Origin of the sequence: Lachnospira pectinoschiza (assembly GCF_020564355.1) — a bacterium.
Taxonomy (GTDB): Bacteria; Bacillota; Clostridia; order Lachnospirales; family Lachnospiraceae; genus Lachnospira; species Lachnospira intestinalis.
The window spans coordinates 205,340-222,880 of record NZ_JAJCRR010000004.1 but is presented as its reverse complement, the minus strand read 5'-3'; the positions used below and the strand labels follow the sequence as shown (position 1 = coordinate 222,880).

Sequence of the window (17,541 nt, the reverse complement as noted above, 5' to 3'; positions counted from 1 at the left end):
TTTAATGTAAAAAATCAAGTTTATTCCAGCATACTGTTCATTCTCTCCATCTTTTCTTCTGCTTCGTAAATCAGACGGCTACATTCGGTTAATTCCTCTCTGAATTCCGAATAATCCCCCTGATATTCGCCTTTGCTGTTAATCGCTTTATAGCTGATATCATGTTCTAAGCTTGCCCACAAATCCATAGCCATTGTCCGAATCTGAATCTCAACCGGAACCATCTGCTTTTTATTCATAAAAAAGACCGGCACACGGATAATGAGATGATAACTGCGGTAGCCGTTTTCCTTCGGATGTTCGATATAATCTTTGACTTTCATAACTTCAATGTCGTCCTGCGCCAGAATTCTGTCACGTATAAAATATACATCTTTAATATACGGACAGACAATTCTTACACCCGCGATGTCGTAAATGTTATTGCACGCCGCACCAATCGTCAAATCCAGATTTTTCTTCTGTAATTTTCCCAGAATACTGCCCGCAGATTTCAAACGGGTATCAATATGATGCACCGGACAGCGCACATTTTTATAGCGCGACTCATCTTTGATAATTTCAATCCGCGCCGTTGTCACATTCATTGCCGCATTGTACATTCTTAAAATCGGCTCGATGACTTTCCGGAATTCTTCCGAAATATCTGCCACGCGCACCATACTACCGTTATAGACCAGACCGGTTTCGATTTCTTCTATAGTCAGTGCATCGTTTTGCACCACCTCAAGCTGGGTCGGCTCTATCCGCTGTGTTTCTATATTTTCTATGTTTTTTGTAACATCTGTCTGTACTTCTTTTTCCATATCCTTCACCGCTTTGTATGTAGTTTATATGGTAAGTATAACACCGGGGGGTATAAAATACTATTAAAAGGGGGTTAATATTGATAAAACTTTTAAACAAATAATTGACAAATACACTTTATATACCTGATACATGCTTTACGCAGTTATACCGTCCGGTTAAAAATGTGTCAATACTCATTAAAATATTTTCATGCTAAAAATCATATAACAGGCAATATGTCAGCGAATTCAGCCATGTTTTTTCATTTTTCCGATACACTGATAAAGAATTGACAACACAGGAATTAACAGTCACTTTTTCAAATCCGGTATCCGTCTTTTGATAAAAATGCCCGGTCTGGCTGATAACATAATAATCCTGTCCTGTCTTTCCCAGATAAATCATGACATGTCCAGGAAAGCCCAGTACCGCACCCGGACGCAGACGGGTCAGAATCTGCTCTTTTTCTTCTTTGGAATACGATGTCAAATCCATAAAAATATCCATCCCCGTAAGACTTTGCAGTCCCGTTGTGTCTTTGGGCAGGCAGATACCAAAGCACGCAAAAATATCGTGTACCATCATGGAGCAATCCCTCGAGTCCAGACTGCCGCCCCAGCCATAGACTTCACCCAGCATTGAAAAAGCCAGTTTCAGAATATTTTCTGCCGTGCACGGTAAAAAGCCACAAACCGCTCCCGCCGCCTGTGTCAGCTGTATCGCTCTTTCTTCATACTGACCGTTTTGATTTTTTACCGGAAATAATGCGGCAATATTTCCATTATAGGGAATTCCCGCAAATTCTTTTTCATTACATTTTTTCAATATTGTTCCCATATAAAGCGGTATCTGTGATACACACTTATCTTTTGGATTACACTCTGTCCTCCAGCGGCTTGCCGTAATCACATAAAAATCCGGTTGTCGTCCATTTCTTTGCTGTATGTCACAGTCACTGCCACCGCAATCCGCAATACAGTCTTTGCGTACCCAGCCTGCGGCATTACGTGCATACAAATAGTACCATTCTTTACACAAGCTTTCGCGCACAATCACTACCGGCTCATTGGGCAATAACACCGTAATTTGATTGTCCCCATCTTTTTCTGTCCAATCACACGGACTTTCCTGCCATGCACCCAGCTTCTTTTTTACATCTGCACGGCTGATACAGATTCCCGGCCAAACCGCGGGTGAATATTCTTTTACTATTTCTTTAATATCAAACATATCTCCCGTTTCAAGACACCTGCAATAAATCTGCCGATTTAACCGCTCTATTTCTTCCTTCGTGTAAATCAGCCGGTCTTTTTCCTGCATTTTGTCAAGCCAGTACATCACATCTGTTATTGACATGTTTATTCGTTCATCTGTACCCTGTTTATCTGCAATCTGCACTATACCCATCTGCTCATTTTTACAATCTGCCATAAAAAAATCCTCCCATGCGTCTGACAGCGTTTCATCTGTTTTAACGTATGGGAGGATTTTTATTTTTATGTCTGTTTTACTGTTTTGTTTCCTTCCCAGCCCCATAAGCCACATTCTTTTCACGAATCTGGGATACGAGCTGGCGTCTGTACGCGCGACACCCGAATTCGTTCCAGTATTTTTTCTGTTCCAACTTGATAACTTCAAAGCGCGTTTCCAGAATATCGGATTTGTAGCTGGTCTGCGGTGCTTCGCCCGGATAAAATACCGTAATTGAATCTTCATATCCCGCATGAAGTCCGTATTTATGAGCAAAAGCTTCTGATTCCGCTTTCTCTACAAACATAATGTGCGCATAATAGCCAACCAGATAAGAAAAATAATCCACGTCAAATTTTTCCGTCCATTCCTTGTCTGCTGCCATAAAGACAATCACCGGAAACTTTCTGTCCGGATTGGCAATCAGGCTGTCCATTTCCGCCGCATTTTCCGTATCAACATGATGAACACTCTCGCGGAGCCGTACCACATCACAGATTCCGATATTGTCCGCAATTTCACCATAAAAATTCGGTCTGGAAAATAAAATATTTTCATTATCCCGGTACCGTTCCTTTGGCTCTGCATATTCATTCAGCACCGTAAAAAGCAGTCCTTTTTCGTCTTTTTTGACAACCGCCTCTGAAATCCAGATACGGGAAGATATTCTGGTATCAAAATGCGTGGTATATTCTTTAAAATAGCATTTTTCCTCATCATAGTCAACCAGCACACTGTATCCCGGCGTACTGCCGCTGTAACCGGCAACCTGCTCCGGTATATCAGAAAAGACCTCATTAAAGCGGGACTTTACCCATGAATAAATGTATCCTGCCGCCTTGCGGAACGCGTCTTCTGTCTTTAAATTAGCCGTTTCTATGTATGTCTGTGCCTGAAAAACTTTATATCTTCCCAGTGTCTTAAACGGTTCAAAACGCTTGCGCCTGCCGCTGTTTTCCGTTTCCTGATGAGCTGCCCTGTCGCGCTTTGCAAAAACTTCCTTCAACCGCTCATCATTCGGGCCGATCTGATTGACAATACGGATAATATTATTAACATTTAACTGCACACCCTTATCCGATGTATTATTCCAAAGCTGTGCAATTGTTTTTCCGCGGTCAAAACGGTAAAACTGCTTTGCAAGCTCCGTATCTCTGTTTAAAATTTCTTCAATTTCAGGATACATCGGCGTATTGTCCAGTTTCAGCCTGTAATGGCATCGTATCATGTCGCACCACAGCTTATCCTTATAGTGCTGGTGTCCCAGATCCTCTAGCAGCTGTACAATAGAATCATCGCACAGCTCCAGTGTTGCCAGAATACTGTTCATCTTGCGTGCCAGCGCTTCATTACCGATACCGAATGCCGAACCTTTATAGCGCAGATCATGTTCAATCTCGTGCCACCCTTCAAAGGAGTTGGTTCTGACCTGTACTTCAAAAGTACTGTCAACATAATCTGCCAGTGACGGATTGACAATCGTCTTGCTTAAATATGCCGGCAGCTTAAAAATTCCGTTGACCTTCATTGCCTTAAACTCATATTCATTGTTTTCCGTGGTTTCCCACTTGCCGGGCTCGACAAACAGCGTATCCAGCAGCCTCATACAGATTTCCAGATCATCACTGAAATACAGCATAATCCGGATTCCGATTAAATCCTGCATTTTCTTATCTTCGTTTTCCGTGCCTTTCCGCCGGTAATCCTTAAATATCAGCTTGTTGACCATCGAATCTACCGCTTTAACACGATATGCCACTCTGTAATAAAACCCCGCCTTTTGTAACTTTTCTTCCAGAATACTCAGCAAATCTACTTTCACAATATCAGGTACAACAATTTTTTCAACATTTTCTTTGGTAAACAGCGGGTTTATTTTCTTATTATCCATACTAATCCCCATTCCACAGGCATTTTAATACCGGAGGAGTCGCAAACCGAATTTATTCAGTTCTGCGATAAAAAGCGGCTTTATGGTGCCTGCGACACAAAGCACAACGTCAAGTTACACGCCCCCGTTTATTTATAACGAATATTTTACACCAAAATCGCATCGGTTTCCGGAACAATTGTCAGATCACGATAATTACACGAATCATTTAGGTCTATTTCTTCCCCATCCCACAGCCTGATTAACGGCCGCAGCGGATTCCATTTATTTGCCGCCACAATGCCTTCTCTGCCGTCTGAGAGCATCACTTCCGTCCCGGACGGATAGATTGCCACAGACTGAATAAACGCCTCTACCACATCTCTGTCAAAAAATCTGCCGCATCCGCCCATCAGATACTCAACTGCTTCCGAACGTGCATAAGGTACTTTATACGGTCTTTTGGATGTCAGTGCATCAAACACATCCGCTACGTGAATGATTTTTGCATAAATGTAAATATCATCACCTACGAATCCATTCGGATACCCGCTGCCGTCTTCATTTTCATGATGGGACAGAATCCCAGCACGGATTGTTGAACTAATATCCATGCGCTGCCGCAGAAAATCAAAAGCTATCTGCGGATGCTGCCTGATATGTTCGTACTCACTCTCCGTTAACGGTCCGGGCTTATTTAAAATTTCCGGATTTAACATCAGTTTACCAATATCATGCAGCATGGCGGAAATACTGACCTCTTTTAATTTTTTCTTATTAAACCCTAAATTGAGCGCAATGACTGTACTCATGACCGCCACATTGACAGAATGACGGTACGTATAATCATCAAACATTCTTAAATCAATCATATCCAGACGGATTGGCGGCCGTGACAGAATCTGTTCCACAATCCGTTCCGCAACTTTCATGCAGGCATCCAGATCACCACGCTGCAAGGCTTCTACCCCTTCATTGCGCAGTTCCTGTGTAACGATATCCTGTACTTCAATGTCTTTTGCCAGTTCATCTTCCACATAAAAACCCGGCAGTCCCCGCGCTTTTAATTTTCTGATATAATCCCTGGTCATAATGGTACCTGTTGCCAGCAGTACTCTGTTAATACTGTCATATATGGGCATTGCCAGTACCATGTTATCCTTTGCCTTTTCTATCGCAACATAACGCATAAACTATAAACTTCCCCCTTGTATCTTTTAAAACGTATATGTAATCCGCGCCTTTAGCAGCTGTTTTATATCCTCTGTTGTAAATGATGCTTCTGCCGCATGGTACAGAAATTCTTTTATCTGCGTATCCCCAAATGCAAATGTATCTGCAAGCAGCTGATATTCGTGCTGTATGCAGGTATCCGATACCGTCATATTATCGGTGTTAATTGTCACTGCCACTCCGGCATCCATTAACTGACGGATGGGATACTGTCCAATGGAATCGACAACTTTCGTATTTAAGTTACTGGTCGGACATAATTCCAGTGTAATGTGATGTTCTTTTAACAGTTCCATCGTTTCCGCATCATATGCGGCACGAATTCCGTGTCCGATACGCGCAGCACCCATTGCCACTGCTGCACGGATACTCTCTGTACCTGCTGCCTCACCTGCATGAATCGTAACCGGTATGCGTAACTGCTTTGCATAGGCAAATAAATCCGCATACTGCTCTGTCGGATACAATGCCTCCGCTCCGGCAAGGTCTACTGCACACACACCGCTTCCCAGATGTCTTGCAGCTTCTTCAACCGTAATTTTATTTTGCTGTCCATTGTCACTGCCACGCATACAGCATAAAATAATACCCGCGTGAATACTCTCCGGCTTCACACCTGCCACACTGTAAAGCCCCGCTTTCACTGCTTCAATCACTTCATTCTGACTCATCCCTTTCTGTGTATGAAGCTGTGGTGCGAAACGGACCTCACAATACTGCACACCCTGCCCTTCTAATTCAGTCAGCAGATCGTGCATACATTTTTCAAGTGCCTCCGGTGTCTGCATCAGAGTCAGCGGAAATTCAAACTTTGTCAGATACTCATTCAAATCCCGGCAGCCTGCAGGCACGGAGAGTTTTTTCTTTAATTCCCCGTCTGTCATCTGCAGTGTGATTCCTTGCTGCTCTGCCAGTTCCTTTACCGTATGCAATGGCAGAGAGCCGTCTAAATGCAGATGCAAATCTATTAAACAGTTTAAATTTTGTATATTCATCTTTATAATTTACCATTTTTTTATCATAAAAACAATTCCTTCCGCCCATAAAATTGTAAATATCATTATAAATTTGCCTATTTGTTGTTTTTATGATATACTAATAACATCAAATTAATCGGCTTTTAAATGGAGAAATTATTATGGCAATACATGAATCTGCGGAAAATTATCTTGAAACTATTTTAATGCTCAGCAAGGAACGTCCTGTTGTACGTGCTGTTGATATTGCAAATGAACTGGACTTTAAAAAATCCAGCGTCAGCATTGCAATGAAAAATTTAAGAGAGGCGAATCACATCACGGTCACAAAAGAAGGCTACATTTACCTGACAGAATCCGGTCAGAAAATCGCCGAAACCATTTATGAACGCCATCAGTTATTATCTTCGTGGCTGACAACACTGGGTGTTGACCCAAAGGTTGCGGAAGATGATGCCTGCAGGATTGAACACGTTATCAGTCCGGAAAGCTTTGAAGCGATTAAAAAGCATGTCAACCAGCATTAGACTTTTAATTTTTTATTACAAATAACAAAACAGGCATACATGTCAGAAACCGAAATGCTCTTGACATATATGCCTGTCTTTTTTATGCTTTTTATTCTATCTATTTTTATCCAGCCTGCATTTATCCTGCATTTTATTTTGCGTAATCCTTGTAATCGGCAGTATGCAGGATTTCTTCGGCATGTGCAATCTCCTCTTTTGTCGGCGGCATTACATCGCCAAGTTCGTATGGAATTCCTAAGTTTTCCCACTTAAATACACCCAGTGTATGATATGGCAGGATTTCAAAACGTTCTACCGTCTTTAACGAGCCGACAAAATCTCTTAACTTTTCTAAATCTGCATCATCTGTTGTAATTCCCGGTACTAATACATGACGAATCCACATTGCCTTTCCGTTGTCTGATAAATACTGTGCCAGATCTAAGATATTGCTGTTTGTCCAACCCGTCAGTTTCTTGTGTTTTTCATCATCAATCTGCTTAATATCGAGCATAAAAAGGTCTGTCACCTTCATGAGTTCATTAAATTTGCTAAAGAACGGTTCTTCTCTTGTAAAAGGATTGCCGGACGTATCCAGTGTCGTATGCACGCCCTTTTCCTTTGCCAGCTTAAACAGCGCAATCACAAAATCAATCTGTAACAGTGCTTCTCCGCCACTGACTGTAATACCGCCGTTCTTTTTCCAGTAGTTGCGGTAACGGTATGCTTTGTCAAAAACTTCCTTTGCCGTCAGTTCTTCTCCGCCTTCCATTGCCCATGTTTCCGGGTTGTGGCAGTATTTACAGCGCATGTGGCAACCCTGTAAAAATACAATATAGCGCACACCCGGTCCGTCTACCGAGCCGAAGCTCTCTACAGAATGTATTTTCCCTTTAATTTCCTGTGTATATTCCATTTTTTAATTTCCTTTCTTGTTTTCTATCTCTTATCCATTAGTCTCTCTTATTTTTTCTGTGATATTCTACTTTTGACACTCTTATCATTATATAAAGCTATCCCGCTAAATTCAAGCCGCTTTTTGCACATTTTGCGCAAATGCACGTTTTCTTACAATATAATAAGCGGATGTCATGACAATGCCTGTCACGACCCATGAAATCGGATAAATAATCACCAGTACCCAGAATTCATGCACGGCACGGCAAACCGTTGAAACCCAGATTAACCGCAGGACACAGGAACCTAAAAATGTGATGACTGCCGGTGTCAGTGAATGTCCAAAGCCGCGCATTGCGCCTGCGCTGATTTCATAAACAGACGTCAGAAGTTCAAGTGTCGTCGCTATTAAAATTCGTGTCATGGCATATTCAAGCACCGCCGGATCTGTGGTGTAAAAGCGAAGAAACATGCCGCGCCCAAGAACAAACACCATAGAGAGCAGTCCGCAGGATACCAGTGAAAATACCATGGATATATGAAAAATTTTCTTACAGCGTCCATAGTCGCCCGCACCGTAATTCTGACTGGTAAATGTCACCGTTGCCTGCGCAAAAGCATTGACAAGAAAGTATGTAAAATATTCATAATTCAGTGCTGCCGCAGAACCCGCAATCGCATCCGAGCCGAAGCTGTTAATTGCACTTTGTATACACACATTGGCAATTGAAAACATCATGCCCTGTATTCCTGCCGGAACACCAATGACCAATATCTTTTTTAACTCTGCCGGTGCTACTGCCAGTTTACGAAATTCCAGCCGTATCGGTGCGGATTCATGTGTCAGTATGTATACGATAATGCCTGAACTGACCATATTGGATATAACAGTGGCTATGGCAACCCCTGAAACGCCCATTTTAAATCCGATAACCAGCACAAGATTTAACACCGTATTTATCACACCCGCAACAATCAGGCTGTAGAGCGGACGTCTGCTGTCACCTGTACTTCTAAGGATGGATGAACCGAAATCATACAGCATGATAAACGGCATACCGAGCAGATAAATTCTCAAATAAACTACCGCTAAATCTATAACGTCATCCGGTGTCCCCATAAGGCTTAATACCGGCTTTGCAATAAACTGTCCGAATATCATAACAAAAATGCCGCTCACCAAGGCGACCACAATAGCCGTATGAATTGCCGCCTGAATATTCTTTTCTGAGCGCTGTCCGATATAATGTGCAATAACAACATTTGAACCGAGTGAAATGCCGATAAATAGGTTAATCATCAGTGCAATCAGCGAACTGTTGCTGCCGACTGCCGCCAGTGCCTGACTGCTGGCAAACCGTCCGACAACTGCCGTATCAATGGAATTAAAAAGCTGCTGTAAAATACTGCTTGCCGCAAGTGGCAGTGCAAAAATCAGGATTTTATTCCACAGCGTGCCATGTGTCATATCCATTGTATTTTTATTAGTTTTACTCATTTTTTGAAGCCTCCTTTTTGTCTCGCTTATTTTCATACATATAGTGGTCAGCCTTATCAAACAGCACCCGGAGCGTGCAGTCCGTATAATCCTTTGAAAATGCCCAGCCATATGCATAACTGATTGTCTCGTTTCTGCCGTACCGGTTAAACTGGTCTACTTCCTCCTGTAACTGATTTAAAATATTTTCAACTTCCTCTTTGGATGTATCACAAATAACCACTACAAATTCATCGCCTCCGTACCGTCCGACAAAATTCTTCATTGGAACAACATTTCTTAAAAGGCGTGCAAAATTCATAATCAACTGGTCGCCAACTGAATGCCCCAGCGTATCATTGGTAATTTTTAAATTATTCAAATCAAAAATAATACAAGCAACCTCACCTTTAATTGCTCTCATATCATGAAAAATTTCCTCACAGCGGCTCTTATTAGGCAGTCCCGTATGTAAATCAATATAGGCTTTCTGCTCTAAAATCTTGTTCTTTCTGGTTATCCGGACTGCCGAAACCATCTGCATTATCATTAAGATCACTAAAATCAGCATATCCACCGCAGATGCTGTCTCCAGTGCGCGAATTTTTCCGGCCGTCTGCACGGAATAATTCTCGGTTGCAAAAACCGTTTCATCTGCCATATCAAAATAAGTTTCACTCACTTCTACAATATCGGTATCTTCATATCCAAGCTCACGCACCTTGCGAATCTGTCTTTTTAAATTTCCCCAATACTCTATCTGTGCATCCAGCTTCTTATTATAATCTGTATCATCCAGTGTTATCAGATTGTAATTGCCGTCCCCATACTTTAATCCATTTAAAATATCGTCTAAATACTGAATCAGTTCATCGTTCTGATAACCGGTAATTTCAAGCTTTACCTCCCGCTGTGTCGCACCTCGCACCAGCCCCGCATAATTAATAACCCTTGCTGTTCCCTGTAATCTGCCGATTTCGCTCATAAGCAGAATTACAAGTATCATTAAAATCAGAATCAATACACTCTGTACTACCGTTTCCATTGTCCGTATTTTTTTGTTTTTATTTAATTCTGCACTACTCATGTCGTTTCTCGACTCCCTTCATTTTCTTCTTTATCAAACTCAAAAGCTGATGGCACAAGTAGCATATAAATCAGCTCTGCACCGGAAAGAATCGTATCTGCGCCATATTTATTTGCAATTCCTGTCATCCTATTGTAGTACAAAGTACTTCTGTATTTCAATATAAATTTTTACAGAGTCACCCAAAAGCAACTGTCACTTTTCCATAAAAAATTCTCCCCTATTCTTTTGATAAATCCGGAATAAGGGAGAATTATAAAAATTTGATAAAAATTTAAGCACAAAACAACAAAATTATAACCGCTTTCCTGCTTCGTCCGTGTCAATCATTGCCTGAATGAAGCGTTCTTTTGTCGGTATGCCCGGAACATATGTCCATTCAACCACACTGGCGGCCTTGTCTGCAATTTTCACTAAATCTTCTCGTGAAATTTCAAGTTCGTCTAATGTAACCGGCAGTCCGACAGATTTATTAAACTGCATAATGCGGTCACGCTCTTCTAACTGTCCGTCATAGGTCAGCAGGCAAAGCACACCGAACGATACAATTTCACCATGCAGATGTCTTTCGCACTGCGGCAGTGTCGAAGCCCCGTAGTAAACACAGTGCGCCAGTGAACTGTTGTAATAGTAATTGTCCTTCGGATCCGGCTGGTTTTCGTGTGTTGCAAAATTTGAAACAATCCCCGTTGAAATGATAATATCGAGTGCGACCTGCTCTAACGCAAAATCCGGCTTGTTATTTCTGCACGCTTCCAGTGCCTTTGCACCGTACTCAACAAGCGGTGTTGTACAAACCTTGGAAATGCACTGTCCCATAAGCGGTGTATGGTAAATAAATTTATCCCTGCTGGCAAATAAAACCTCGCACTCTTTGGATAAAGCATCGCCGATTCCCGCCCATAAAAGCTTTTCCGGTGAATCTGCAATAATCTTTGTATTCACAAATGTATGATAAGACGGCGCATGCATATAGTAATATTCCTTAAAAGAACCATCCGGATTGTACATAACGGTAATTGCCGTACATGCCGCACAGTTTGATGCCAGTGTCGGGAAAGTAAAAAACGGTTTGTCTAACATATCGGCAAGTGTCTTTACCGTATCACAGGCACGTCCGCCACCCACGCCAAACAGCATATCAGCCTCCTGCACACGGCTGTCTGCCTTTAACATTTCCACATTTTCATAGTTAGAATCACCGCCGTACCATATGTAATCCAGGATTTGAACGTCCGAACCTTGAACAGCCGCATCTAACTCCTGTCTTGCCTTTTCCATGGCAGTCTTTCCGCCGATAACGACTGCGGTCTTTCCGTATTTTCTTGTAACATACGGTATCTGTTGATAGCAGTCCTCACCTACACTATAGCTTGGTAAAAATACACTGTAACTTAACATTTTTCTTCCTCTTTTCTTCCAGTCGTACATATTTTCACACCACTCCCGTTTCCTAAACGACTTTGCAGTAAAACGGTAATACACCGCTCACAAACCTGATAAATTCGGTTCTGTAACAAGTGGCATGAATATTTATTCATACTATACGACTTTCAATTCGGAAATTCAATGGTCTGTATACAATTCCCTGTATATTTTTACGGACAAAAACTGGACACCCGCCCTAATGCAGATGTCCTGTAACGCTTTTTCTTTATAACTTTTAAAATGCCGCACGGTAGATTTCCAGAATCTGTTCTTCCGTCAGTTCAACATAATTGTTTCTTAACAGTCTTTGCTGTGTCTGAATGACGTCTTTTGCAAACTGCGCAAGGTCACTTTCCCTGACACCGAATTCCTTTAACGGTGCTTTCTTTAAAACCTTATCCATTAAAGCATACAGTGTCTCAAGCGACGTATCCGGTGTAACATGAAGGCTTTCCGCAATCAGTGCTTCCAGTTCGTTGATTCTGCCGTCCGGACATAACTTTTTATACATTTTCATAACGTCCTGAAACATTAACTGATTGGACTGTCCGTGCGGAATGTGATATACCGAACCGAGTGGATAGGCACACGCATGAACGGCGGCACAGCCCGCATAACCAAACCCCAGTCCTGCCCAGTTGGAAGCCTCTAAAAATTCTGCAGCATACCTTTTCCACGCCTCTTCTCCGCCTTCCTTTACCACCTTATCCCAGCAGGTAAGAATTAATTTTAATGCTTCTGACGAGAAAAGTCTTGAAATACTGCAACCGTTCGGGCTTAAAAAGGATTCTGCACTGTGAACCATTGCATCAATCGATGATGTCGCAAATACCTGATACGGCATGGAATCCAAAAGATTTGTAATCAGAACCGCCTTATCTGCGAGCATGGCATCGGATGCCAGTCCCATTTTTACACCCTTGCTGACACGGTTCATGACGGAAATGTTTGTCACTTCACTGCCCGTTCCGCAGGTGGTCGGTACGATAATCAACGGATGTCTTTTTTCAAGTTCACTGACATGGTCGTATAAATCATCGACTTTATCCTCAGGGGCTGCAACGGCAACCGCCTTTGCAATATCAATAACGGTACCGCCGCCGATTGCAACAATCCGGTCAAAGTTCTTATCCCGCAGCGCATCAAGAATTGCATCGACCGCACCGTCTGTCGGTTCGCCTTTTCCGTACTTTTCACGGAAAAGTGTCTGTACACCGAGTGAGAGCGGCTCTACATACTGCTTATAAGTATGCTCACCACAAAGGACTAAATCCTTTTCCCCAAGCTGTGCTTCTTTTGCAAATTGTTCAAATGTATCGTATTCTTCAATTTCTGTTTTTATTGAAAACCCTTTCATGCTTCTTTATGCCCCTTTCTTTGCCTATTGTTCGTCTGCTGTAAATCTTGATTTCTGTTCTATAGTCTGCTTATCTGCTATGCGTTTAACGCTTCTTTTAATGCTTCTTCAAAAATTTCAAGTCCCTTTTCCATCTGTTCATCCGTCATGGTAAGCGGTGCAAGGAAAAAGGAGCAAATACTTCATGCCTTCATATCAAAATTATCTTGCAATATTATGTTTTCACCTACACTACCAGTCTTTTCTTCACTATTTAATGCTTTTCTCGCCTCACTAAATGCCTCATAATATGTCATTTTCAATGCTGAATGAACCTGCGACTCTGCTTTTGTTTCTTTTTCCTGCCAGCCTACTCCCCCTGTATAGGTCAAAACTTCTTCGCCAGCTTCATTGTATACATGAATTGCCGAGCCTGTCCCTGTTCCCTGATATTTTGCCTCATAAGGTATTCCAAACAGCATACAGAGCCATTTTTTGTCTGCTTCCTCAACTTCTTTCATTGCTGACATATTACCTGAATTCATTGATTGACTAAACTTTCCAATTAAAGCAGCTCTATTCGGGGCTACTTTGCTTACTTCCGTCTTTCTCAAATTCATAAATGCATTTCCCATATATACATTGTCCTGTGCATCTTTTTTTGCCAGATCAACAATCTTCTCTTTTAAAGAATCTGTTAATTTCCATTTGTTTTGTTCAGAAGGTTTAGAAACATTTTTATTCGATGTGTTCCACACTTTTGCTGTGCTATAATTATTTGATATTTCCATTTAATTGAATCACCTCTCTGTTCTGTCATTTATGTAATCATACAATTCCTTATATGACAGATATCGCATAAATATTTTTCCCATATCCAGCTACCTGCACTGTAACATACACATATCCATCACTTTTTATTTGCGCTGCAACTACCTTTACGCTTGACACTGCTGGTGCAGGAGCTTGAACTGAAATTCCAGGTGTCACATTTTCATCAACTGTATTTATCATTCCTTCATCCGTAAAAGAATCATACCAAATGCTTTTTCATCAAAATCTGCTTCTGCCATATATGGATTTATATTTTCATTTTCCTGAGTAACACATTCTGTACTAAATTGAGGGATATTATCCTGCTTACGTCTAGTTTCACACGGCACACCATTCATAGAATAATTAGAATTAATCTGCATATTGCAAATCCTCCTTAGTACACATTAAATCTCAAACTCATTGTATTCCACGGAGAATTTGCCGAAGTGGAATTTGCTGTAAATGTTCCAGCTTCATATTCACTTCCTTCATATGTCCAAAGGCAATAGTATCCATATGTCAAATTTTAGTATCTACCGTTGACTGAGCAAGAGATTTCTTAGCTTCTATTGATTCTCTTGTAACATTATCTAATGCTCCCTCTTTGATTGGCTTACCAATTTCCCAGTTAGGATCAGCCGTTTTTGCTGCATCATAAAATGCCTGTCTGTAAATTCTCTCATATTTTTCAAGAGTGTACCCGGCAGCCAGTCTGTCTTTCTTCTGCATTTTACGATACAAATTGTTATATACATCTGAGCGTCTTGTTGTATCACCATTGCATACACCATTTTCACGCAGAAATTCTTTTTTTGTCAGTTCATACATTTCTTCTTTGCTGCTATCCGGAATTGATATAATCTTTTTTCTCGAACTTTCATTTTCATCTGTCACTAAAAGTCCTGACAATCCATTTACAGGATTAATATAATCTCCGTCCTTATCATAATGACTCATCAGATTTTTTATTCCCTGAATATTGCCATACATTGCACCATTTCCAGCAGACATCATTTGTTTTACAGCAGACTTATATTGTTTACTATTCGTGTTAATTCCGGCAGCTTTTAATTGTGCTTGAACAGAACTGCTATTCAACTGGGACAACTGAAAACTACCTATTGAATTCACTCCTGATGTTCCAAATGATTTTTGAAATAAAAAAGCATAATCCGTTATCCTTGACATAAACCAACCTCCTTGTCTGTCTACATTTTATGTATTGTAAATTAACAATGTCTACTCATGTATATGCTGCTCACAGCTTTTCTCAATGAAATTAATATTATCTGAAATATATATTATGTCTTTTAATCTTTACTTAATTTTAACATTAGAAAAAAAGGTTTTCAATACTCATTGCAGAAAATCACGATATAAGCAAAAATCAACAGAACAGAAAGTAAAAAAACTTTGTCTATTCTTATTCCCTCAATTTGAATACCGAAACCATACCGCTATCCCTGCCTTTTATCAACTTTTCCAAACTTCCGTTTTGTAGCTTTCATCTGTTCAAAAGCAGAATCGACCTGACAGTTGATTGCACCTATAAGCCTTCCATCCTGTGTTTTCTCCGGATTCATCACATAATCAAGAGATCTCTTTAGATGTTTTCCGTGAAAATGCCCACCACAATCCTTCATATTAAGGATTTTACTGATTGCCAATCTTTACCACCGCCTCATCTACCTTCTGATTCAGTTTCCGCATATAAGCTATCAGCTGTGTCTTATCTTCCTTGGAATACAGCCCGGCATTATTGTTAAATACTATCTGGTTGATATTTATTCCAATTCTGTTGACTTCATTAATGAGTTCCTTCAGAATCTTCCTTATTTCCGGATAATCATTTGGTTTCTGACTGATAAGAAGACGGATATACTCAGAATCATTTTTAAATCTTCTTCTTTTATCCGTTCTGACGATACCAGTGCCAGCACAGACCCTGTCTGGGAAAGCATTAAAATATCCGATGCCGTATAAAAAGAAAATTCCATACTGATAATATGGCGCAGTTCCCGCCCCAGTGCCAGCGAATCCCCGTTCTGATTCTGTGCTGCCTTTAACGCAAATTCAACCACACAGAACCCGCCTGAAAGGTCCACATTTAAGTATCGTGCCTGTGCTAAAATGCTTTCTCTGTTTAAATGTTCTGAATCCAGAATTGAAATAAAAGCTGTTCCTCCAGATTTTTATTGTTTTCCTCCAGCACAAGTTTGTTGCAGAGTATCTGGAAGAGGTCTATCAGCGGATATTTCTCCGGCAGTTCAAACAGCGGCAGGTCATTTCCATCGGCATACTGTATCAGTTCATCGGAAATCTGCCCTTCATTGATTCCCAGCGCTGAAATGCCATGCGCAAGCATTTTTCCGATAAGTCCTATCAATGTATCCTTGTTATCTGTGACACTGCGGTTTGTCAGAATTACAAATTCCCCGCCGTGAATATAATCTTCCACTTTGTATTCACTCTGCACACACTGTAGGCAGTCTGCAAAATAAATCCACCGGACAATATTTTTCATACCGCCTGCTCCTGCTCTTAAAAGCAGTACATTTTCCAATTCCGGTATCTTTACCATATCTTCACAGTTCATGTTTTATCAATCATTATTATAAAGAATTTTTATTCATTTCCGATATATATTTTTAATTTCTTCTCACTGTCCAGTCTGCATGCCATAATGACCGACATTATCATGTATCTTACAACCTCTTTTGTGATTTCTTCTTCAAAACGCGCTTTCATTTCAGCCGGGTATCCCGACACTAAAAAATGCACCCGGTAGTTGTCGTCTTTTCTTGATAAAAATGCGCTGACATACAATCCGTTTAAAACCGCAGTCACAATCTCGTCATCTGTCACTTCGATATTAATTTTGTATCCTGCGGAAGTAAAGGAAATTTTCCCTTCCCTGTTGTGAAATCTCGCGTCTGCAATTTCCGCAATTGAATAATTGTCCGTCTGCTGCATCATCGCCCCGATAACCGCCGTTTCCAGTTCATTTTTCACAATATAATCATAACATTCCTTCGGTGTTTTAAACATTTTCTTTTTCCATTTCTTCGTTAATGTAGTCTTCCGATGCAGCCATTGCCGCCAATGTCATAGTCAGCAGCTTTTCCAGTTCCCATCCGAGCTGTTCTGCGCCGCGCTCAATGACTTCTCTGGAACAGCCTGCCGCAAATCCTTTGCTTTTATATTTCTTTTTTAAGGACTTTAATTCCATATCCTTTGTGCTTTTAGAAGGGCGCATTAATGCCGCCGCCCAGATCAGTCCTGTCAGTTCATCTGCTGCAAACAGCACCTTTTCCATTTCATGTTCCGGCGCTACGTCCACCGTAATGCCATAGCCGTGTGAAACAACACCGTGAATGATATCTTCCGATACACCGCCTTCCCTTAACAGCTCCGGTGCTTTGATACAGTGCTGTTCCGGGTACAGTTCAAAATCAATATCGTGTAAAAGTCCTACGATTCCCCAGTATTGTGCATCATCGCCGTATCCCAGTTCATTCGCATACCACTTCATCACGGCTTCCACGGTCAGTGCATGCTGAATGTGAAATGGGTCTTTGTTGTATTTTTTGAGTAATTCAAATGCTTCCTTTCTTGAAATGTGTTCCATTGTTGTGATCCTCCTGCAATGTTA

21 protein-coding genes are annotated in these 17,541 nt (G+C 41.1%); 1 reads left to right on the top strand and 20 read right to left on the bottom strand.

What is annotated here, in order from left to right; translation table 11 throughout:
• Positions 1 to 20: 20 nt before the first annotated feature.
• The 5 genes from LI288_RS09885 to add form a co-directional block, all read right to left on the bottom strand.
• Positions 21 to 806 (bottom strand): GTP pyrophosphokinase, encoded by a 786-nt coding sequence (locus LI288_RS09885; protein ID WP_227090282.1) that lies wholly within the window; start codon positions 804 to 806, stop codon positions 21 to 23.
• 196 nt (positions 807 to 1,002) lie between these two features.
• Complete coding sequence (locus LI288_RS09880; protein ID WP_227090281.1) at positions 1,003 to 2,220, bottom strand: NlpC/P60 family protein; 1,218 nt, start codon at positions 2,218 to 2,220, stop codon at positions 1,003 to 1,005.
• A 76-nt stretch (positions 2,221 to 2,296) separates the two neighbouring features.
• A complete protein-coding gene (locus LI288_RS09875; protein ID WP_022431353.1) occupies positions 2,297 to 4,150 on the bottom strand; it encodes a hypothetical protein in 1,854 nt (617 codons plus the stop codon).
• A 146-nt stretch (positions 4,151 to 4,296) separates the two neighbouring features.
• Complete coding sequence (locus LI288_RS09870; protein WP_022431354.1) at positions 4,297 to 5,319, bottom strand: HD-GYP domain-containing protein; 1,023 nt, start codon at positions 5,317 to 5,319, stop codon at positions 4,297 to 4,299.
• A gap of 27 nt (positions 5,320 to 5,346) precedes the next feature.
• Positions 5,347 to 6,357, bottom strand: coding sequence for an adenosine deaminase (gene add / locus LI288_RS09865; RefSeq protein WP_022431355.1), 1,011 nt, complete (start codon positions 6,355 to 6,357; stop codon positions 5,347 to 5,349).
• A 143-nt stretch (positions 6,358 to 6,500) separates the two neighbouring features.
• Here add and LI288_RS09860 point away from each other — a divergent pair, with 143 nt between their 5' ends.
• Positions 6,501 to 6,866, top strand: a complete 366-nt coding sequence (locus tag LI288_RS09860) for a metal-dependent transcriptional regulator (RefSeq protein ID WP_022431356.1) — start codon at positions 6,501 to 6,503, stop codon at positions 6,864 to 6,866.
• A gap of 133 nt (positions 6,867 to 6,999) precedes the next feature.
• On the opposite strand, the gene pflA is transcribed toward LI288_RS09860, so the two are convergent.
• The 15 genes from pflA to LI288_RS09785 form a co-directional block, all read right to left on the bottom strand.
• Entirely contained in the window at positions 7,000 to 7,764 is a 765-nt protein-coding gene (pflA, locus tag LI288_RS09855) for a pyruvate formate-lyase-activating protein (protein ID WP_022431357.1), read from the bottom strand.
• Between the two features lie 111 nt (positions 7,765 to 7,875).
• Complete coding sequence (locus LI288_RS09850; protein ID WP_022431358.1) at positions 7,876 to 9,243, bottom strand: MATE family efflux transporter; 1,368 nt, start codon at positions 9,241 to 9,243, stop codon at positions 7,876 to 7,878.
• Complete coding sequence (locus tag LI288_RS09845) at positions 9,236 to 10,309, bottom strand: GGDEF domain-containing protein (RefSeq protein ID WP_227090280.1); 1,074 nt, start codon at positions 10,307 to 10,309, stop codon at positions 9,236 to 9,238. Before LI288_RS09845 ends, LI288_RS09850 begins: the two co-directional genes overlap by 8 nt.
• Before the next feature lie 294 nt (positions 10,310 to 10,603).
• A complete protein-coding gene (locus tag LI288_RS09840; RefSeq protein ID WP_022431360.1) occupies positions 10,604 to 11,710 on the bottom strand; it encodes an iron-containing alcohol dehydrogenase family protein in 1,107 nt (368 codons plus the stop codon).
• 262 nt (positions 11,711 to 11,972) lie between these two features.
• The gene (locus tag LI288_RS09835) at positions 11,973 to 13,094 is read right to left on the bottom strand and encodes an iron-containing alcohol dehydrogenase (protein ID WP_227090279.1); all 1,122 of its coding nucleotides are present in this window, start codon (positions 13,092 to 13,094) and stop codon (positions 11,973 to 11,975) included.
• A gap of 182 nt (positions 13,095 to 13,276) precedes the next feature.
• Positions 13,277 to 13,864 carry a hypothetical protein gene (locus LI288_RS09830; RefSeq protein ID WP_227090278.1) on the bottom strand — a complete coding sequence of 196 codons (588 nt, stop codon included), beginning with the start codon at positions 13,862 to 13,864 and terminating at the stop codon, positions 13,277 to 13,279.
• 49 nt (positions 13,865 to 13,913) lie between these two features.
• Positions 13,914 to 14,087, bottom strand: a complete 174-nt coding sequence (locus tag LI288_RS09825) for a hypothetical protein (RefSeq protein ID WP_227090277.1) — start codon at positions 14,085 to 14,087, stop codon at positions 13,914 to 13,916.
• On the bottom strand, positions 14,084 to 14,269 hold the full coding sequence (locus LI288_RS09820) for a hypothetical protein (RefSeq protein WP_227090276.1): 186 nt from the start codon (positions 14,267 to 14,269) through the stop codon (positions 14,084 to 14,086). Before LI288_RS09820 ends, LI288_RS09825 begins: the two co-directional genes overlap by 4 nt.
• A 139-nt stretch (positions 14,270 to 14,408) precedes the next feature.
• Complete coding sequence (locus LI288_RS09815; RefSeq protein ID WP_227090275.1) at positions 14,409 to 15,077, bottom strand: DUF3879 family protein; 669 nt, start codon at positions 15,075 to 15,077, stop codon at positions 14,409 to 14,411.
• A 269-nt stretch (positions 15,078 to 15,346) separates the two neighbouring features.
• A complete protein-coding gene (locus LI288_RS09810; RefSeq protein WP_227090274.1) occupies positions 15,347 to 15,556 on the bottom strand; it encodes a relaxase/mobilization nuclease domain-containing protein in 210 nt (69 codons plus the stop codon).
• Positions 15,543 to 15,701 (bottom strand): plasmid mobilization relaxosome protein MobC, encoded by a 159-nt coding sequence (mobC, locus tag LI288_RS14790; RefSeq protein ID WP_331464630.1) that lies wholly within the window; start codon positions 15,699 to 15,701, stop codon positions 15,543 to 15,545. The genes LI288_RS09810 and mobC overlap by 14 nt, the downstream gene beginning before the upstream one ends.
• A 20-nt stretch (positions 15,702 to 15,721) precedes the next feature.
• Positions 15,722 to 15,970 carry a hypothetical protein gene (locus LI288_RS09800; protein WP_227090273.1) on the bottom strand — a complete coding sequence of 83 codons (249 nt, stop codon included), beginning with the start codon at positions 15,968 to 15,970 and terminating at the stop codon, positions 15,722 to 15,724.
• A 62-nt stretch (positions 15,971 to 16,032) separates the two neighbouring features.
• Positions 16,033 to 16,485, bottom strand: a complete 453-nt coding sequence (locus LI288_RS09795; RefSeq protein ID WP_227090272.1) for a PucR family transcriptional regulator ligand-binding domain-containing protein — start codon at positions 16,483 to 16,485, stop codon at positions 16,033 to 16,035.
• Between the two features lie 29 nt (positions 16,486 to 16,514).
• Positions 16,515 to 16,937, bottom strand: coding sequence for a hypothetical protein (locus tag LI288_RS09790; protein WP_227090271.1), 423 nt, complete (start codon positions 16,935 to 16,937; stop codon positions 16,515 to 16,517).
• Positions 16,930 to 17,517, bottom strand: coding sequence for a hydrolase (locus LI288_RS09785; RefSeq protein WP_227090270.1), 588 nt, complete (start codon positions 17,515 to 17,517; stop codon positions 16,930 to 16,932). The genes LI288_RS09790 and LI288_RS09785 overlap by 8 nt, the downstream gene beginning before the upstream one ends.
• Between the last annotated feature and the right edge of the window lie 24 nt (positions 17,518 to 17,541).

Bases quoted from the DNA above. Each gene is read 5' to 3' on its own strand.
- LI288_RS09880 (WP_227090281.1), bottom strand. From the start codon at position 2,220: ATGGCAGATTGTAAAAATGAGCAGATGGGTATAGTGCAGATTGCAGAT.
- LI288_RS09825 (WP_227090277.1), bottom strand. From the start codon at position 14,087: ATGATAAATACAGTTGATGAAAATGTGACACCTGGAATTTCAGTTCAA.
- LI288_RS09830 (WP_227090278.1), bottom strand. From the start codon at position 13,864: ATGGAAATATCAAATAATTATAGCACAGCAAAAGTGTGGAACACATCG.
- LI288_RS09860 (WP_022431356.1), top strand. From the start codon at position 6,501: ATGGCAATACATGAATCTGCGGAAAATTATCTTGAAACTATTTTAATG.
- LI288_RS09835 (WP_227090279.1), bottom strand. From the start codon at position 13,094: ATGAAAGGGTTTTCAATAAAAACAGAAATTGAAGAATACGATACATTT.
- LI288_RS09845 (WP_227090280.1), bottom strand. From the start codon at position 10,309: ATGAGTAGTGCAGAATTAAATAAAAACAAAAAAATACGGACAATGGAA.
- add (WP_022431355.1), bottom strand. From the start codon at position 6,357: ATGAATATACAAAATTTAAACTGTTTAATAGATTTGCATCTGCATTTA.
- LI288_RS09795 (WP_227090272.1), bottom strand. From the start codon at position 16,485: ATGAACTGTGAAGATATGGTAAAGATACCGGAATTGGAAAATGTACTG.
- LI288_RS09785 (WP_227090270.1), bottom strand. From the start codon at position 17,517: ATGGAACACATTTCAAGAAAGGAAGCATTTGAATTACTCAAAAAATAC.
- LI288_RS09850 (WP_022431358.1), bottom strand. From the start codon at position 9,243: ATGAGTAAAACTAATAAAAATACAATGGATATGACACATGGCACGCTG.
- LI288_RS09840 (WP_022431360.1), bottom strand. From the start codon at position 11,710: ATGTTAAGTTACAGTGTATTTTTACCAAGCTATAGTGTAGGTGAGGAC.
- LI288_RS09790 (WP_227090271.1), bottom strand. From the start codon at position 16,937: ATGTTTAAAACACCGAAGGAATGTTATGATTATATTGTGAAAAATGAA.
- LI288_RS09820 (WP_227090276.1), bottom strand. From the start codon at position 14,269: ATGCAGATTAATTCTAATTATTCTATGAATGGTGTGCCGTGTGAAACT.
- LI288_RS09875 (WP_022431353.1), bottom strand. From the start codon at position 4,150: ATGGATAATAAGAAAATAAACCCGCTGTTTACCAAAGAAAATGTTGAA.
- pflA (WP_022431357.1), bottom strand. From the start codon at position 7,764: ATGGAATATACACAGGAAATTAAAGGGAAAATACATTCTGTAGAGAGC.
- LI288_RS09870 (WP_022431354.1), bottom strand. From the start codon at position 5,319: ATGCGTTATGTTGCGATAGAAAAGGCAAAGGATAACATGGTACTGGCA.
- LI288_RS09885 (WP_227090282.1), bottom strand. From the start codon at position 806: ATGGAAAAAGAAGTACAGACAGATGTTACAAAAAACATAGAAAATATA.
- LI288_RS09815 (WP_227090275.1), bottom strand. From the start codon at position 15,077: ATGTCAAGGATAACGGATTATGCTTTTTTATTTCAAAAATCATTTGGA.